Raw genomic sequence first — 17,327 nt, 5'->3', positions numbered from 1 at the left:
GTGCGCGCGACCGGCCGGAGCCCACTGGCCGCCCGTCATGTGCCGTGAGCGGCCCGGGCACGCAGCAGCAGGCCGTACAGGCACACCGCGCCGAGCACGAGGACGAACGCCTGGTACCCCACCGCGAACCACGAGGGGCCCGCCGGCACCACCGGTGGTTTCCGCACCCCGGAGAGCACCATCACCAGGCAGATGGCCGCGAGGCCCGCCATGACCACAGCCAGCGCGAGCTGGAACCCCAGCCCGGAGCCGGCATAGGAGCCGTGCGGGTGGGCGGCGAGCGTGGCGTACACCGCCAAGCCGCAGAGCGCGTCGAGTCTCAACCGAACACTCCGAGGATCATCAGGAAGTCAACGACGAGAAGGCCCACGAGTAGGACGGCGAGCGCGCCCGTGACCGCGCGCCGCGGTGCCCTCCCTCTGCGTTGGGCGACCACGTGCAGCAGGAACGCCACCATGACCACGGTGACCAGGACGTAGAAAGCGCTCTCCACTCCTCAGCCTCCCGACGGCCGGTACCCGGTGGAGGTTCTTCGCGCGCCGAGGATCGACAAGGATCCGTTCGCACGGCGTGCGACGGCATCAGGACGGTACCCAGCCCCAGAGGCCCGCACAAGGCGTGCCCCGCGCGCTGTCGCCCCTGTGGCCGGTACCGGCCACAGGGGCGACAGCGCGCGGGGCGGCGTCCTCGCGAACCGTCCGGGGCTTCTTCGCAGCGTAGAGGCGTTATCGGTAGCGACCTTAGAACAATCTTTATCCGTTTCATACAACGCATCGAGCTTATGCAGATTTTATGAATGCACACACGCATGAACTAAGGACATATACGTGAACACACAAGGTCACCGAGAATCCGCGTGTCCGCTGCGCGCCGACCTGATGTGACGCGCGTGACCAGGGTGAATAACGTCACTCCACACGCTCCGAAGAGCGCGAGCAAAGCGCACACTCGGAATGAGGATCGGCCAACGGGTCCTGAACATCGGGTAAACCAGATAAGTAACAGATGCGTCATACGGACACGGACAGGGCCATTAGGCGAATTCGCCGGAGACGCCGACGCATCCGCGCGGGAGTGCCCCACGCCCCGCCCGTCCCACCATCCATACCCGTCCGGGACGTTCATGCCCCGGCCCCGCACGAGGTCTTCTCTGGGCCCGTCGCGATCAGGAGACGAACTTGCCTGTGAAAAACCAGCGTCCGGCTACACAGCCGTCGACCCGCAACGTCGCGGTCGTCCTCGCCGGAGGAAGCGGCCAGCGCATCGGGCTCGCGACACCCAAGCAACTGCTCAAGATCGCCGGAAAGACGATCCTGGAACACACGCTGGCCATCTTCGAGCACGCCCCCGGCGTGGACGAGGTCCTGGTGATGATGAACCCGGGCTTCGTCTCCGACGCCGAGGCCGTCGTGAAGAAGGCCGGACTCGCGAAGGTGACGCGTGTCCTGCCCGGCGGCACCTCACGCAACGCCACCACCCAACTGGCCCTCGACGCCCTCGGACACCTGCCCGCGGAGACGACCAACGTCCTCTTCCACGACGCGGTCCGGCCGATGCTCTCGCAGCGGGTCGTCGCCGACTGCATCACCGCGCTGGAGACCTACGGCGCCGTCGACGTGGCCATCCCGTCCTCGGACACCATCATCGAGGTCGACGCGGACGTCATCACCGACGTCCCCGACCGGTCCCGGCTGCGCCGCGGCCAGACGCCGCAGGCCTTCCGGCTCTCGACCATCCGCGACGCCTACGCCAAGGCCTGGAACGACCCGGACTTCCAGGCGACCGACGACTGCAGCGTGGTCCTGCGCTACTCCCCCGACGTCCCCATCCACGTGGTGGCCGGCGAGGAGCAGAACATGAAGGTCACCCAGCCGGTCGACATCTTCATCGCGGACAAGCTCTTCCAGCTCTCCTCGGCGGGCACCCCGGAGTTCACCGACGAGGACTACACCGCGCGGCTCTCCGGCGCGACCGTGGTCGTCTTCGGCGGCAGCTACGGCATCGGCGCGGGCGTGGCCGACCTCGCGGAGAAGCACGGCGCCCGCGTCTTCCGCTACTCGCGCAGCGCCACCCGCACCAACGTCGCCAACCCCGCGGACGTGGCCGCCGCCCTGGAGCAGGCGCACTCCGCCACCGGCCGCATCGACTTCGTCGTCAACACCGCCGGCGTGCTGCGCATCGGCCGCCTGGACCAGACCGACGACGCCACGGTCGAGGAGACCCTGCGCGTCAACTACCTGGCCCCGGTCAACATCGCCCGCGCCGCCTTCCCCTACCTCGCGCAGAGCAAGGGCCAGCTACTGCTGTACACCTCCAGCTCCTACACGCGCGGACGCGGCGAGTACAGCCTCTACTCGTCCACCAAGGCCGCGACGGTCAACCTCACGCAGGCCCTGGCCGACGAGTGGTCCGAGGACGGCGTCCGGATCAACTGCATCAACCCCGAGCGCACCCAGACACCGATGCGCAGCAAGGCCTTCGGCGAGGAGCCCGCCGGCAGTCTGCTCAGCGCCGACAAGGTCGCCCGCACCTCCGTGGACGTCCTGTTGTCCGACCTCACCGGCCACGTCGTGGACGTCCGCCGCGAGGAGATGCCCGCCCCCGCGACCGAGAGCGCCCGTTCGGTGAGGGAGCCCGCCCAGTGACACTGCGTGAACACGCCAACCGCGAGACCGTCATCGGCACTGGCCTGCTCGCCCTGTCCTATCTCGTGATGCTCGCCGGTGTGATCACCGGCCTGTGGTGGATCTTCCTTGTGGGCGCCTTCGGCAGCTACGCGATGGACGCGCTGCTCCTGCACCGCTTCCCGAACCTGTCCAAGCTCATCCAGCAGATCCGCCTGGGCATCACGCCGCGCACCCTCCTACGCCAGCTCATGGCGCTGGGCCTGCTGATCACCACGCCGACCGTGACCTCCACGGGCATCGGCCTGGTGCTGCTGGTCTTCCTCGCGCTCTTCGGCCTCCAGCTCGTCTGCGGTGTCGCCGCGCGCCTGCTGCGCACCCGGCGCAAGCTGCCGGTCGTCACCCGCAACATCGACCTGACGCCACTGCGCATCCCCGACAGCCCGCCCATGCCGCTCGTCCGCGAGCCCATGACCCGCCTGCTGCCGCTGGACATCTTCCTGGTGGTGGGCGCCGTCGCCCACGTGGCCACGGGCCGGCTGTGGCCCGTCACCACGGGTGCCGCCGTGTCGCTGCTCGTCACGGTCCTGGCGCTGGTCCTGGTCGGCTGGCACCTGCGCCGAGCGCTCGCCATCCCCGGGCAGGCGGAGGTGATGCGCTTCGCGCAGTCCTGGCTGGACGCCTACCGGCCCGAGGTCGTGCTCTACTTCTCCGGCTCGGCCGACTCCGCCTACCAGGTGAACATGTGGCTGGACGTGCTCGACCGCCTGGAGCGGCGCGTCGTGATCGTGCTGCGCGAGCGCACCATCGCCGCCCAGCTCGCGCCGACCCGGCTCCCCGTGCTGTGCGTGCCGGCCGCCACGGACCTGATGGCGCTGGACTTCGGACCCGCCCGCGTGGCCCTGTACCCGGCCAACACCGGCAAGAACATCCACATGCTGCGCAATCCGATGATGCGGCACGTGTTCGTCGGGCACGGCGACAGCGACAAGGTCGCCAGCATCAACCCGTTCAGCAAGGCCTACGACGAGGTCTGGACCGCCGGCCGCGCCGGCCGGGACCGCTACGACCGCGCCCAGGTCGGCGTCCGCCTCGACGAGATCGTGGAGGTCGGCCGACCCCAGTTGGACGAGATCCGCACCGACACCGCGCCGGGCTCCGTGCGCACGGTGCTCTACGCGCCCACCTGGGAGGGATGGACCGACGAGCCCGGCAACACGTCGCTGATCGACGCCGGACCCGCGCTCGTCGCCCGGCTGCTGGCCGCCGACCCGCCCGTGCGGGTCCTGTACAAGCCCCACCCCTTCACCGGCATGCGCTCGGCCGCGGCCCGCGGGGCGCACAAGCGGATCGTGGACATGATCGAGGCCGCCAACCGCGGTGCGGCGCGCACCGCGCCGGACCCGCGCCCGCTGGCGGAGCTGGAGCGGCGCCTGGCCGACTTCGACACCGACAACGGTTCGACGGACGAGGCGCACAACTCGCGGGAGGAGGGGAGGTCGGCCCCCACCGCGGTGGCCGACCTCCAGGCGCTGTCCACCGAGTGGCACCGCGTGTACTGGGACGGCCGGGCCGACGAGGAGCACCTGGTCATCCAGGGACCCCGGCCGACGCTGTACTCCTGCTTCAACCAGGCGGACCTGCTGATCAGCGACATCTCCAGCGTCGTCGCGGACTTCGTCGCCACCGAGAAGCCCTACGCCATCGCCAACTGCGAGGGGATCCCGCACGACGAGTTCCAGACCCGGCACCCGACCTCGGCGGCGGCCTACATGCTCCTGCCGGACGGCGAGGGCCTGGACACCGCTCTGGCCGCCGTCCGCGACGCGGGGCCCGACCCCCTGTCGGACGAGCGCGTGGAGCTCAGAACCTACCTGCTCGGCCCGAGCACGGAGCCCTCCCAGGTGCGCTTCGCCGCGGCCGTCGACGACCTGTACGCGAGGGCCGACGCCCAGGTCCGCGCGGTCCACGCGGTCACCTCCGAGACCGGCACCGCCACCGTCTGATCCCGTTCTCGCACTCATTCCGGAAGGACACCCGCACGACATGCCCGCAGCCAAGCGCACGGTGCCAGACGACCTCCAGCGCCTCATGCGCTACCTGCCCGAGTCGGAGGCCGACGAACGCGAGGCCTTCCTCGCCGCGGCGGACGACCTCCTGGGCTCGTCGGCACCCGGTGACCTGTCGGGGTTCGAACCGCTGGCCAGGGTCAAGCTCTGGTTGGCCAAGGAGCACCGGTTGGAGGAGCTGCAGGCGGTCATCCGCTACGAGCGGGACAACCCGCAGGCGCACCTGGTGCGCGGCCGGCTGTCCCCGCGCATCGAGGTGCCCGGTGTGGCCACCTCCTCCCTGCCCAGGGAGATCCACCGGCTCCAGCAGCGGGAGCTGCCGCTGGACGCGCGGCTGACGGACCTGACGTGGGTGGAGGGGCGCCTGCGCGTGCGCGGATACGCCTACGTCCGCAACGTCCCCGTGGAGTCGCGGCCGAGGGTGCCCGGGCTGGCCTGGCTCACGCACACGGAATCGCGGCGGCGGATCGCGGTCCGCCTGACCCCGCGACGGGAACCGCGCGCCACGTCCGAGTCCAAGCAGGCCCTGCACTGCTACGACTGGTCCGGGTTCGAGTTCTTCGTCGATCCGGACAAGCTGCGCTCCGGCGCGTCCTGGGAACCCGGGACCTGGTCCCTCACCCTGGGCGTGTGGGGCGCGGGCCGGCTGCGCCGCGACGGCCTGCCCCCGGGCGAGGTGGGCACGAGCGGGCACGCGCACGCCCGCCGCCTGGACGAGTCCACCCGCTGGGTGAGCGCGTTCCGCAGGAAGCGGCTGGAGTTCTCGATCGAGCCGGTCACCGCCGAGCTGACCGGGCACGCGTTGCGTGACGGGATCCTGTCCCTGGAGCTGCGCGCGCCGGGCGCGGACCGGCTGGTGGTCGAGCACGGCAAGGGCGACGCGACCGTGGAGCGCGAGTACCCGTTGGAGGGCACTGGAGCCGGGGTGCGCTCGGTGTCAGTGCCGCTGGCGGACCTGGCGGTGGCCGATTCCGACGACACGCGTGAGCTGCGCGTGCACGCGGTCTCCGGTGAGTCCCGGACCGAGATCGTCGTCGCCCCGGGCGTCCTCGCCCGGGCGTACCCGTTCGGGGAGGCCAGGGAGATAGCCGTGGGCGTCAGTGCCACGCAGACCCTGGTCGCGCACGACCGGCTGCGCCAGCCCGTCGTGGACGGCCTGGAGTGGCGGGACGGCACCCTGGTCCTGACCGGCGCCTACACCGGCCCCGACGGCGAGCGCGTGCTGGTCCTGCGGCACGGCGAGCGGTTCGAGGAGGCCACCGTCCCCGTCACGATCGCCGACGGCCGGTTCCGCGCCGAGATCGACCCGGAGGGGATCGACTTCTACGGCGACCCGCTTCCGCTGCGCAAGGGCCGCTGGTACCTCACCCTGCGCGGCGCGCGGGAGTGGGACAACGCCGCCGACATCCCGGTGAAGCTGAGGCCGGACCTGGTGGAGCGGCTCCCGCTCAAGCACGACGGCGGCGGACGGACGTTCACCGTGGACCGCCGCTTCCACGACCGCGTGTTCCTGCGGTCGGGCAACCCGCTGGCCGAGGACGAGCGGGGCGCCTACCGGCAGCGGCGGATCCGTGAGGAGTTCCTGGAGGAGCAGCGGGCCCTGCCCCTGCGCGAGGCCGTCTTCTACAACAGCTTCGGGGGCAAGCAGTACTCGGACTCGCCCCGCGCCATCCACGAGGAGCTCGTGCGCCGAGGTCTGGACGTCGAGCACCTGTGGTCGGTGAACGACCAGCAGGTGCCTCTGCCGCCGGGGGTCACGCCGGTGGAGTGGCGCAGCCGCGAGTGGTACGCCGCGCTCGCCCGGAGCCGGTACGTGGTGACCAACGTGGGGATCGGCGACTGGTTCGTGCGGCGGGAGGGCCAGGTGATCGCCCAGACCTGGCACGGAACCCCGCTCAAGAAGATCGGCGCGGACCTGCTGGGCACGCCCAAGGCCAACCGCGCCTACATCGCCAGCCTGCCGGAGCGGTCCCGGCAGTGGGACTTCTTCGTGTCGCCGAACGCGTTCACCACGCCGATCATGCGCCGGGCCTTCCGCTGCGAATCGGAGATCCTAGAGTCGGGCTACCCCCGCAACGACGTGTTCCACGCGCCGGACCGCGAGGAGCGGGCGCGGAGGACCCGCGAGCTGTTGGGCATCCCGGAGGGCAGGAAGGTGGTGCTGTACGCGCCCACCTGGCGCGACGACCAGCGCTATGACGGCAGCCGGTTCAAGCTGGACCTGCGGATCGACCTGGAGGCCGCGCGGCGGGAACTCGCCGAGGACCACGTGCTGCTGTTCCGCAAGCACCCCAAGGTGGTGGACAGCATCCCGGGCGCGGGCCAGGGCTTCGTCTGGGACGTGTCGAAGTACCCCGACATCGCCGACCTGTATCTGATCACGGACGTGCTGATCACGGACTACTCGTCGGTGTTCTTCGACTTCGCCCACTCGGGCCGGCCCATGCTGTTCTTCACCTACGACCTGGAGCACTACCGGGACACCCTGCGCGGGTTCTACTTCGATCTGTCCTCGCGCGCGCCCGGACCGCTGATCAAGACCTCCGAGGAACTGGTCAAGGCGATCCGGGACGCCGACGACGTGCACGAGCGCTACCGCGACCAGTATGAGGCGTTCGTCCGGGACTTCTGCTCGCCCTCGGACGGTCTGGCCACCAAGCGGGTCGTCGACCGCATGCTCGGCACACCGGAGTGACGGGGACGCCCCCGTCGTCCGTCCATCCCCTCCCAGTCAGCGAGATTGGCCGCCCCATGCCCCGTATTCTCCTCAGATCCGGCCGGAGCCCGTTCGACCCGGTTCCGCCGGAGCAGGTCATTCAGCAGAACCTGATCGCCACGAACACCGGGAACCTGCTGTTCAGCGACGCCGTGCACAAGATGCTGGCGACGCCGGGCACGGAGATCGTCCCGAACCGCTACCGGGTCGACCCCTCCGACGCGGACCGGATCAACGACGAGTACGACGCGTTCGTCGTGCCACTGGCCAACGCCTTCCGCCCCTCGTTCACCCGGCACCTGGACGACCTGAGCGCGCTGATCGAGAAGCTGCGCGTGCCCGTGGTCGTCTTCGGGGTCGGCGGGCAGGCCGGAACGGACTACGGCACCGACCATCTCGCCCCGATCGAGGCGCAGGTGCGGCGGTTCTGCTCGGCGGTTCTGGAGCGCTCCCCCTCCATCGGGGTGCGCGGCGAGTTCACCGAGCAGTACCTCAAGGGGCTGGGCTACTCCGACGTGGAGGTCATCGGCTGCCCGTCGATGTTCATGCACGGGCGCGAGCTGCGCGTGGACCGGGGCACGGACACCCTGGAGGCGTCCGCCAGGCTCGCCGTCAACGTCTCCTACGACTCCGGCAACATCCCCGGCAGCGTGATCGGCGAGGGCCTGATCAACCGGCTGGTGGACGCCGCTCTGGAGCGGCACCCCGACCTGCTCTACATGGCGCAGGAGCTCCAGGACCTGGAGCTGCTGTACTGGGGCGACGTGTCGGAGGCGGCCGGGACCTCGTCCGAGGCCCCGCTGACGCGGACCCATCCGCTGCTGCGCCAGGAGCTGACGCGGCTGTACTACGACTCCTCGACGTGGATCGACGCCCTGCGGGAGCGCGACTTCGCCTTCGGCACGCGCATCCACGGCAACATCGCCGCGCTGCTGGCGGGAACGCCCGCCGTCGTGCTCTGCCACGACTCGCGCACCCTGGAGCTGTGCCGCTACTTCGAGATCCCCCATCGCCTGGTCTCCGACCTGGCCGACGAGACCGACCTGGCCGGGCTGCCCGCCCGGCTGTACGAGGAGGCGGACTTCTCCGCCATGTCCGCCGGGCACGGTGAGCGCTTCGACCGCCTGGTGTCCTTCATGGACCGGCACGGCCTCGACCACGTGCACCGACCCGGGGGCGACGGCGGCGAGGCCTTCGAGAGCGAGCTCAAGCGGGTGGACCTCCACGCGGGCGTGGGCTCCTGGCGGGGGGATGACGACGGCGGCCTGGGGTACCGGCTGGCGTGGCTCCGGCAGGCCAACGCACAGGCCAAGGCCAGGCAGGCGGCTTCGGACAAGCGCGTGCGGGAGCTGTCCTCGAAGGTGAGCGCACTGGAGAAGAAGGCGAAGGAGACGGCCGGGCTCGTGAAGTCCGTGGAGCGCACCGCCAAGCGTCTGGAGAGACTGGAGGCGCAGGTGCGGTCGACGCCCTACCTGCGGCTGCGCCGACTCGCGGGACGCGTGTTGCGCCGCCTCGGCCTGCGTCGCTGACCCGGGCCGGGGAGCCGGGCGAAGACAGCACGGGTGAGGGGCGCGCCGGGGCCTGCAGGAGGAGACGGGGCCGCAGCGAGCTTGCGAACAAGGCACGTCGACGACGAAGGCCCCGGCGTCACGCACCCCGACGTGCTCACCGGGACCACCGGGGGGTTGATCGGGCCAAAGCGAGGAACGAGCGGAGGCCCAAGGAAAGTACGAGTGAGGGGCGCGCCGGGGCCTGCAGGAGGAGACGGGGCCGCAGCGAGCTTGCGAGCAAGGCAAGTCGACGACGAAGGCCCCGGCGTCAAGCGCCCCGAGCACTGTGACCCGTCACACTCCGTCTTCCTCCACCCGGATACGCGTTAACACAGATTCCATCTCGACTCGACAACAGGAGCTCCAGACACACAGGTCACGGGTACAAGCCGCCGATACTGGACAAGCAGGGGCACTCCCGGGCGCCGATCATCCCCCGGCCCCCTTTCCCGCCGCCACCACGCCGGCCCACCCTGCCCTCTCACCGTCGCCGAGCCCGAGGCTGATCTGTGTCCGTACCCGCCCTGAACCATGCCCGCGAGGACGTGCGCGGCGCGTCCGCGGCGCCACGCACCGCGAAGCGCACCGACATCGAGGGGCTGCGCGCCGTCGCCGCCCTGTTGATCGCCGTCTACCACATCTGGTTCGGCACGGTCTCCGGCGGCGTCGACGTCTTCCTGGTCCTGACCGGGTTCCTCATCACCGGCTCGCTCGTGCGCGCCATGGAGCGCGACGGGCGCCTCGCGTTCGGCGCGTTCTGGAGCAAGCTCGCCAGGCGGCTCTTCCCGTCCGGGGCGGTCGTGCTCGCCGCGGTCCTGGTCGGCGCCTACCTGCTGCTGCCGCGCTCGCGGTGGACCGACGTCATCGCCGACGTCCAGGCGGCCGCGCTCTACTACGGGAACTGGCACCTGTCCCTGGGCTCGGTCGACTACATGGCGGACAACTCCGCCGCGGGACCGGTCCAGCACTTCTGGTCGCTGGGCGTCCAGGGGCAGTTCTACCTGGTGTGGCCGCTCCTGATCACTCTGGCCGGGCTGGTCGCGGTCCGCTGCGGGGTGCGCGTGCGCACCGCCGCCCTGACCGCCGTGGGTACCGTCCTGGCGGTCTCGTTCGGGTACTCGCTGTGGATCACCGCCGCCGACCCGGTGTGGGCCTACTTCGACACCGGCGCCCGCCTGTGGGAGCTCGCGCTGGGCGGCGTCCTGGCGCTGGTCATCGCCCGCGTACGGCTGTCGGGCCCGGTGCGCCTGGTGCTCGGGTGGACCGGCCTGGCCGCGCTGGTGCTGTGCGGGCTGGTGGTCGGCGACGCCCTGCCCTACCCGGGTCTCGCGTCGCTGTGGCCCACCCTGGCCGCCGTGGCCGTCCTCCTCGCGGGCGCGGGCGGCGACGGGCCCGGCCGCCTGTCGGCCACCCGCCTGCTGGGGACCCGGCCGCTGGTGTGGCTGGGCGGGCGGGCCTACACGCTGTTCCTGTGGCACTGGCCGATCCTGGTCTTCTACCTGGAGGTGACCGGCCTGGACCGCCCGACCCTGGGCGGCGGCCTGTTCGTGCTGGGCTCCGCGTTCGCCGCGGCACTGCTCACCAGCCGACTGGTGGACGCCAATCTCACCCGCCTCACCCGCACCCTGCGGGCCCCCTCCTGGTCGCTCGCGGCCGGGGTCCTGTTCGTCGTCCCCGTGCTGCTCGCGGGTCTGGTGTGGGGCCACGCCATCGAGCGCGACCGCCAGTTGCGCATGGAGCTGAGCTCGGACCCGATGTCCTACCCGGGCGCGGCCGTCACCCTCAACCCCGTGCTCGCGGAGAACCTGCCCGCGCTGCCGGTCTACCCCGACACCGCGACGGTGGCCACGGACACCGTGGACCAGACCCGCGAGTGCAACGCCCTCACGGACGCCACCGAGGTCGTCACCTGCGAGTTCGGCGATCCCGAGGCCGCGTTCACGCTGGTGCTGGCGGGCAGCTCGCACGCCCGGCACTGGTTCCAGGCCCTGCGGACGATCACCGAACAGCACGACTGGCGCCTGGTCATGATGACCAAGAACGCCTGCCAGTTCAGCGCCGACGAACAGGTCTACCGGGGCGACCCCTACACCGAGTGCACGAGCTGGAACGCCGACGTCATGGAGCGGATCGCCGAGATCGGCCCCGACGCGCTGTTCACGACCGCGACCCGCACCACGACCGGCGGCGAGGAGGGCGAGGCGCCGGAGCGCACGCCCGAGGGCTACGTCGAGCGCTGGCGGCAGCTGGAGGAACTGGGGGTGGCGGTCCTGGCCGTGCGGGACACCCCGCGCTTCGGCTTCAACGTGGCCGAGTGCGTGGACCGCGAGGGCGCGGGCGCCTGCGTCGAGGAGCAGTCCTTCTCGATGGCCGAGCGGCCTCCCTACGAGGAACTGGCCGACGTCCCCGGCAACACCCGCTTCCTGGACCTGACCGAGCACCTGTGCGGTGACGGCGTGTGCCGCGGAGTCATCGGCAACCAGCTGGCCTACTACGACACCAACCACTTCTCGCACGCGTTCTCGCGGTCGCTCGCGGTCGTCCTGGAGCCGTACCTGCTGGAGTCGCTCCCCGGGGCGCCGGTGGCCGAGACGAGTCTGGCGGAGGCCGCGGGCCCCCTGCTGGGCGCGGCGGAGTCCACCGAACCGAACGCTTCGTGAACCCGGCCCGCCATCCCTCGCGGACCGCGGGGTCCGGCCGGGCCCCGGCGGTGGCCACTTCCCGGCGCGGGTCGGCCGGTTCCGCCGGTTCGGCCGCGAGCGCGACCGCGGCGGTGTCATGTGCGGTCATCCCGTCACTGACGGCCCGGTGCGGTGGACACGGCCCCGGGGCGCGCACGTAAGGTGATCAACTGGAGACCCTGTGCTCCCGAGGGCCGGGAAGTGCCAGGTCCTGCCTCTTTCTCCACGTGATCAGAACCGATCACCGGCGAGGTCGCGTTCACCATCACGAGGCCCGTCGTTCCGCCCGGACCAGTCCACGACCCTGGTCCGGGCGGACGGCGACACGGCCCTCCGAGGCGGGGCTACTCGCCCTTCCACTGCGGAGCGCGCTTCTCGGCGAAGGCCGCGGCGCCCTCCATGGCGTCCTGGCTGACGAACACCGGGCCCGCCAGTTCGTTCTGCCGGTCCCACATCTCCTCGGTGGACCAGTCGTCCGAGGCGGCGATGATCTCCTTGGACACCCGCAGGGCCAGCGGCCCGTTGGGCGTGATGCGGGCGGCGAGCGCGCGGGCGCCCTCCAGGGCACCCCCGGAGGCGGTCACCTGGTTGACCAGGCCCAGCTCCGCCAGGCGCGGAGCCCCCACGAAGTCGCCGGTCAGGGCGAACTCCATGGCGATGTTGCGCGGGATGCGGTGCTGCAGGCGCAGCAGGCCGCCCGCCCCGGCCACCAGGCCGCGCTTGACCTCGGGGATGCCGAACTCGGCGTCCTCGGCGGCCACCACGAGGTCGCAGGCGAGCACGGCCTCGAACCCGCCCGCCAGGGCGTAGCCCTCCACGGCCGCGATCAGGGGCTTGCGGGGCCCGCGCTGGGCGAACCCGCCGAACCCGCGCCCCTCCACGACCGGGACCTCGCCCTTCATGAACGCCTTGAGGTCCATGCCGGCGCAGAAGGTGCCGCCCGCGCCGGTGATGATGCCGACGCTCAGGTCCTTGCGGGCGTCGAGGTCGTCGAGCGCCTCCGCGACCTGCGCGGCGACCGCCGCGTTGACCGCGTTCTTGGCCTTGGGACGGTTGATGGTGATGACGGCGATGCCGTCCTCGGCTGTGTAGAGAACCTCGTCGGACACGGTGGACCCCCTACTTCGGCGGCATGCGCAGCGCGCCGTCGATGCGGACGACCTCGCCGTTGACGTAGCTGATCTCCATCAGCGCGCGGGCGAGCTTGCCGAACTCGGCGGCGGTGCCCATGCGCTTGGGGAAGGGGATCGGCGCGGCCAGGCGCTTCTTGAACTCCTCGGCCCCCTCGCCCTCGCCGTAGATCGGCGTCTCCAGGATGCCGGGGGCGATGGTGTTGACGGAGATGCCGACGGCCGCGAGGTCGCGCGCCGCGGGCAGGGTCATACCGATCACGCCGCCCTTGGAGGAGGAGTAGGCGATCTGGCCGATCTGGCCCTCGATGCCCGCGAGCGAGGCGGTGTTGACGATGGAGCCGCGCTCGCCGTCCTCGTTGAGCGGCTCGGTCTTGGCGATCTCGGCCGCGGCCAGGCGCAGCACGTTGAAGGTGCCGATGAGGTTGACCTGGATGACCTTCTGGTAGCTGTCCAGGTCGTGCGGGTTGCCCTGGCGGTCGACCGTGCGGGTCGCCCAGGCGATGCCGGCGCACGAGACGGCCGCCCGGAAGGGCTTGCCGGTGTCCGCGGCGGCCTGGACCGCGGCCTTGACCTGGTCCTCCTGCGAGACGTCGGTGGAGACGAAGACGCCACCGATCTCCTTGGCGATCGCCTCACCGCGCTCGGCGTTGAGGTCGGCGATGACGACGGTGGCGCCGGCTGCGGCGAGTTCCCTGGCGGTGGCCTCACCCAGGCCACTCGCGCCGCCCGAGACGAGGGCGGAGATTCCGTTCAGATCCATGGCCCGCACTCTACAGAGGAAAGACCGCCCAGACTAGAACCGGGTTCGGTCGAATGACGCGAGACCCGTCGGAGGCGGGGGCCACCGCCTGGGGGCGCTTCTCGGCGACGGCCCCGCCTCCGGGTTCCGGGTCAGTTCCAGGGCCACCAGGGCAGCGGGTCGGGTTCCTCCGCCGGGCCCTCGCCCTCCTCCGGCGGAGGGTCGTCCTCCCCCGGCCGCTCCGGGGCGGGTTCGGGCCGTTCGGGTGCGGGCTCCGGCTCGGGGGCGGGTTCGGGGGGCTCCGGCTCGGACGCCTCCTCGGTCGGCTCCGCGCTCGCCTCCTCCGACTCGTCGTCCGCCTCCTCCTCGCTCTCCTCGTCGGAGGGGGACGGGGAGGGCGAGGCGTCCGTGTCCGAGGTCGCCGAGGCCGTGGGCGTGGGCGAGGGCGACGGGGAGGGCTCACCGGTCGGCACATCCGCCCGGTGGCCGCCGGGCTCGGCGTCGGCGCCCGGCTCCGGGTGTGCGGGCTCCTGGACCATCAGGACCGCGAGCAGTACTCCGATCATCGCGACGACGCCGATCGTGCAGGCGAGCGCGGCCGTCAGCAGTCGCCGACGGCGCCGCTCCAGTCGGCGGGCCTCGCTTCGTCGGAGTCGCGGCGGATGAGACGTGCGGGTCATCGCGTGCGACTTCTCTTCGGGGGAGGGGGCGGGCCGGGGTGCCGTCGGGCCGTGAGCCCGGAACCACCCGCGGTAGTTCGGCCACCCTACAAAAGGCACACGCGAACCCGCACGTTTCCGGCCGGTAGCGGAACCGATGGGACCTTCGTCACCGAAGCTCCGGCACGGGCCGCTATGGCCCCTCCGCACACGGCGAGGGGCGCCGCGGCCGGACAGTGGTGTCCGGTCGCGGCGCCCGGCCGGGGTCGTCACGCCCCTCGGTCGCGTCAGCGGCCGACCTGACGCCCCGGCGTCCTGGTCAGGCCGCCAGTTCCCTGGTGACCCGGTCGAGCATGAACTCCGAGGACGCGCGCGCCCGCTCCTCCCAGGCGAACACGCAGACCGTGGCCACCCCGTCGAAGTCCAGGTCGCGCAGGGTCCGGAAGAACACGTCCCAGTCCACCTCCCCCTGGCCGATGTCCAGGTGCTGGTGGATCCGCGCGGGCGTCCCGGGAGGGTTGAGGATGTACCGCAGCCCGGACGACCCCTTGTGGTCGAAGGAGTCGGCGATGTGGACGTGCCGCAGCCGGTCCCCGGCGTACTCCATCATCCGGCGGATGTCCGCGCCGGGCTCCGCTCCCGACAGGTGGAAGGTGTGCGGGGCGCAGTAGAGGTAGTTCACCCACGGCCGGTTGATCGCGCGGACCAGGTCCACCGCGGGGTCGTTCTCCTCGCAGAAGTCGTCCGGGTGGGCCTCGAGGTTGAGGGCGATGCCCTCGCGCTCGAAGACGGGCAGCAGCTCCTCCATGGACCGCCAGAAGGCGCCCTCGCTCTCGGCCGCCCGCTCCGGACGGCCGTTGAACTCGGAGTTCATCAGGGTGACGCCCAGCTCGACGGCCACCTCGATCATCCGCTTCCAGTAGCGGACGGCGTTCTGCCGCTCGGCCTCGTCGGGGCTGGACCACTTGTACAGCGGCAGGATCGAGGACAGCTCCACCCCGGTCTCGCGCAGCACCGAGCGCAGTTCGGCCACCCGCGCGTCGTCCGCCCGGGGATGCAGGAAGAACGGCATGAACTCGGCGCGGGGCGACAGCTCGATGTAGGAGTAGCCCATGTCCGCCACGGTCCGGACCATCTCGGCCATGGGCAGGCCGCGGAACATGTACGGGTCGATCGCGATCTTCATCGGCGGCTCACCCTCCTCTCAGGCGTAGAAGGCCGGACGTGCCTTGATGCCGGTCTCGACGACCCCGCCCGAGTGCAGGGCGCGCACGGCCGCGTCGGTGACGACCGCCGCGGCGTAGCCGTCCCAGGCGTTCGGGCCGGTGGTCGGCGTGCCCGCGGCCACCTCGTCGGCCCAGGTCTGGAACTCGGTGTCGAAGGCGGCGGCGAACCGCTGGACCCAGTCCTGGAGGACGGGCGTGCTCCGGCGCCCCGCCGAGCGCACGACCGCGCCCGGGATCTCCGGCAGCCGGACCGTGCCCTCCTCGCCGACGACCTCGCAGCCGATCTCGTAGCCGTACTGGCAGTTGACGAACACCTCCAGGTCCACGCGCGCGCCGCCGGCCATCTCGAAGAGCATGAACTGCGGATCGCGCAGGTGCTCGAAGCGGTGGGAGGTCCGGCGCGGGGTGAGGACCTGGACCGAGGAGATCTCGTCGTCCAGGAGCCAGCGCATCACGTCGATCTCGTGGACGGCGGTGTCCTGCGCCGCCATCTCCGAGTGGTAGCTCTCGGGCACCGTCGGGTTGCGGTGGACGCAGTGCGCCATCAGCGGCGTTCCCACACCGCCCCCGGCGATGACGTCCTTCATCTGCGCGTACCCGGGGTCGAAGCGCCGCATGAAGCCGACCTGGACCAGGCGCGATCCGTGCCGCGCCTCCGCGTCGAGGACGCGCTGGGCGTCCTCGGCCGTGGTGGCCAGCGGCTTCTCACAGAAGACCGGCTTGCCGGCCTCCACCGCGGCGACCACCGACTCGGCGTGCGCGGGCCCCCAGGAGGTGACCACGACCGCGTCGACGTCGTCGGCCGCGACCACCTCCTCGCTTCCGGCCAGGACACGCGCGCCCGTCCCCGCGACCGCCCGGGCGGCCCGATCGGCGTCGATGTCGGTCGCCGCGACGACCTCCGCGCCGCCGACGCGATCGGTGATCCTCCGAATGTGCTCGGATCCGATCCATCCGGTGCCGATCACACCGACCCTGACGGCCATCGTCTCCACCTGCTCTCTGACTCGTTTCGTGTGCCGCTGTGCTCTCAGAGCTTCTGGACCTCGGGGCCCTCGTCCCGGGCGCCGCGCAGGGGCGCGACCTCGGGGGTCCCCTCCTCCCGCTTCAGCTCGTGCTGGAGGGCGTCCAGCTCGACCCCGCCCGCCATGTGGTGGGTGAGGTCGTCCAGGGTCAGCTCCGAGCGCGGCTGGTCGAGTTCCATCTCGCCGAGCTTGATCACCGCGAAGTGGTCGCCGACCAGGTACGCGTGGTGCGGGTTGTGCGTGATGAAGATGACGCCCAGCCCCGCGTCCCGGGCCGCCTTGATGTACTTCAGGACCACGCCGGACTGCTTGACGCCCAGCGCCGCCGTCGGCTCGTCCAGGATCAGGACGCGCGCGCCGAAGTACACCGCGCGGGCGATGGCCACGACCTGGCGCTGGCCGCCGGACAGGTTGCCGACCGGCGCCTCGATGTCGGGCAGGTCGATGCCCATCTTCTTGAGTTCCTCGTCGGCGATGCGGCGCATCCGGGCGGCGTCGAGCATCCGGAAGGGCCCCACCCCCACGCGCAGCTCCGAGCCGAGGAAGAAGTTGCGCCACACCGGCATGAGCGGCACCATCGCCAGGTCCTGGTAGACGGTGGCGATGCCCCGGTCCAGGGCCTGGCGCGGGGAGGAGAAGTCCACCTCGCCGCCGTCGACCAGGTAGCGGCCCGACGTGGGCTTGTACAGCCCGGCGATGATCTTGATCAGCGTGGACTTGCCCGCACCGTTGTCGCCGAGGATGCAGGTGACCTCGCCGGCGCCGACCCTGAGACTGATCCCGTCCAGGGCGCGGATGTTGCCGAAGGACTTGCCGACCGCGTCCAGTTCGAGCAGCGGGGCCGCCTGCGGTCCCGCGTCGGCGTCCGCGCGGGACGTCGTCCCGGTCCTCGTCATCGTGCTCAC

13 protein-coding genes are annotated in these 17,327 nt (G+C 71.4%); 5 read left to right on the top strand and 8 right to left on the bottom strand.

What is annotated here, in order from left to right; translation table 11 throughout:
• Nucleotides 1-35: 35 nt before the first annotated feature.
• The gene (locus tag M1P99_RS15705) at nucleotides 36-323 is read right to left on the bottom strand and encodes a hypothetical protein (RefSeq protein ID WP_304453370.1); all 288 of its coding nucleotides are present in this window, start codon (nucleotides 321-323) and stop codon (nucleotides 36-38) included.
• Nucleotides 320-493, bottom strand: coding sequence for a hypothetical protein (locus M1P99_RS15700; protein ID WP_304453369.1), 174 nt, complete (start codon nucleotides 491-493; stop codon nucleotides 320-322). Before M1P99_RS15700 ends, M1P99_RS15705 begins: the two co-directional genes overlap by 4 nt.
• 691 nt (nucleotides 494-1,184) lie before the next feature.
• On the opposite strand from M1P99_RS15700, the gene M1P99_RS15695 reads away from it, so the two are divergent.
• The 5 genes from M1P99_RS15695 to M1P99_RS15675 all read left to right on the top strand — a co-directional run bounded on the left by M1P99_RS15695 (nucleotide 1,185) and on the right by M1P99_RS15675 (nucleotide 11,619).
• Nucleotides 1,185-2,645, top strand: coding sequence for a bifunctional cytidylyltransferase/SDR family oxidoreductase (locus M1P99_RS15695; protein ID WP_304455706.1), 1,461 nt, complete (start codon nucleotides 1,185-1,187; stop codon nucleotides 2,643-2,645).
• Complete coding sequence (locus M1P99_RS15690; protein WP_304453368.1) at nucleotides 2,642-4,630, top strand: glycerophosphotransferase; 1,989 nt, start codon at nucleotides 2,642-2,644, stop codon at nucleotides 4,628-4,630. The genes M1P99_RS15695 and M1P99_RS15690 overlap by 4 nt, the downstream gene beginning before the upstream one ends.
• Nucleotides 4,631-4,670: 40 nt before the next feature.
• On the top strand, nucleotides 4,671-7,388 hold the full coding sequence (locus M1P99_RS15685; protein ID WP_304453367.1) for a CDP-glycerol glycerophosphotransferase family protein: 2,718 nt from the start codon (nucleotides 4,671-4,673) through the stop codon (nucleotides 7,386-7,388).
• 56 nt (nucleotides 7,389-7,444) lie between these two features.
• Nucleotides 7,445-8,938: a polysaccharide pyruvyl transferase family protein gene (locus M1P99_RS15680; protein ID WP_304453366.1), complete on the top strand. Its 1,494-nt coding sequence runs from the start codon at nucleotides 7,445-7,447 to the stop codon at nucleotides 8,936-8,938.
• Nucleotides 8,939-9,504: 566 nt separating this feature from the next.
• Nucleotides 9,505-11,619, top strand: coding sequence for an acyltransferase family protein (locus tag M1P99_RS15675; protein ID WP_304455705.1), 2,115 nt, complete (start codon nucleotides 9,505-9,507; stop codon nucleotides 11,617-11,619).
• 365 nt (nucleotides 11,620-11,984) lie between these two features.
• Here M1P99_RS15675 and M1P99_RS15670 read toward each other — a convergent pair whose 3' ends face one another.
• The 6 genes from M1P99_RS15670 to M1P99_RS15645 all read right to left on the bottom strand — a co-directional run bounded on the left by M1P99_RS15670 (nucleotide 11,985) and on the right by M1P99_RS15645 (nucleotide 17,318).
• Nucleotides 11,985-12,749 carry a crotonase/enoyl-CoA hydratase family protein gene (locus M1P99_RS15670; protein WP_304453365.1) on the bottom strand — a complete coding sequence of 255 codons (765 nt, stop codon included), beginning with the start codon at nucleotides 12,747-12,749 and terminating at the stop codon, nucleotides 11,985-11,987.
• Nucleotides 12,750-12,759: 10 nt separating this feature from the next.
• Nucleotides 12,760-13,533, bottom strand: coding sequence for an SDR family NAD(P)-dependent oxidoreductase (locus M1P99_RS15665; RefSeq protein WP_304453364.1), 774 nt, complete (start codon nucleotides 13,531-13,533; stop codon nucleotides 12,760-12,762).
• A 131-nt stretch (nucleotides 13,534-13,664) separates the two neighbouring features.
• On the bottom strand, nucleotides 13,665-14,192 hold the full coding sequence (locus tag M1P99_RS15660; RefSeq protein WP_304453363.1) for a hypothetical protein: 528 nt from the start codon (nucleotides 14,190-14,192) through the stop codon (nucleotides 13,665-13,667).
• A 298-nt stretch (nucleotides 14,193-14,490) separates the two neighbouring features.
• Nucleotides 14,491-15,357, bottom strand: coding sequence for a sugar phosphate isomerase/epimerase (locus M1P99_RS15655; RefSeq protein WP_304453362.1), 867 nt, complete (start codon nucleotides 15,355-15,357; stop codon nucleotides 14,491-14,493).
• A gap of 18 nt (nucleotides 15,358-15,375) precedes the next feature.
• The gene (locus tag M1P99_RS15650; protein WP_304453361.1) at nucleotides 15,376-16,383 is read right to left on the bottom strand and encodes a Gfo/Idh/MocA family protein; all 1,008 of its coding nucleotides are present in this window, start codon (nucleotides 16,381-16,383) and stop codon (nucleotides 15,376-15,378) included.
• Nucleotides 16,384-16,427: 44 nt separating this feature from the next.
• A complete protein-coding gene (locus tag M1P99_RS15645) occupies nucleotides 16,428-17,318 on the bottom strand; it encodes an ATP-binding cassette domain-containing protein (RefSeq protein WP_304455704.1) in 891 nt (296 codons plus the stop codon).
• Nucleotides 17,319-17,327: the final 9 nt, after the last annotated feature.

The sequence above is a fragment of the Nocardiopsis sp. YSL2 genome (assembly GCF_030555055.1).
Taxonomy (GTDB): Bacteria; Actinomycetota; Actinomycetes; order Streptosporangiales; family Streptosporangiaceae; genus Nocardiopsis.
The sequence above is the reverse complement of the archived record's forward strand: the minus strand, read 5'-3'. Positions and strand labels throughout refer to the sequence as shown.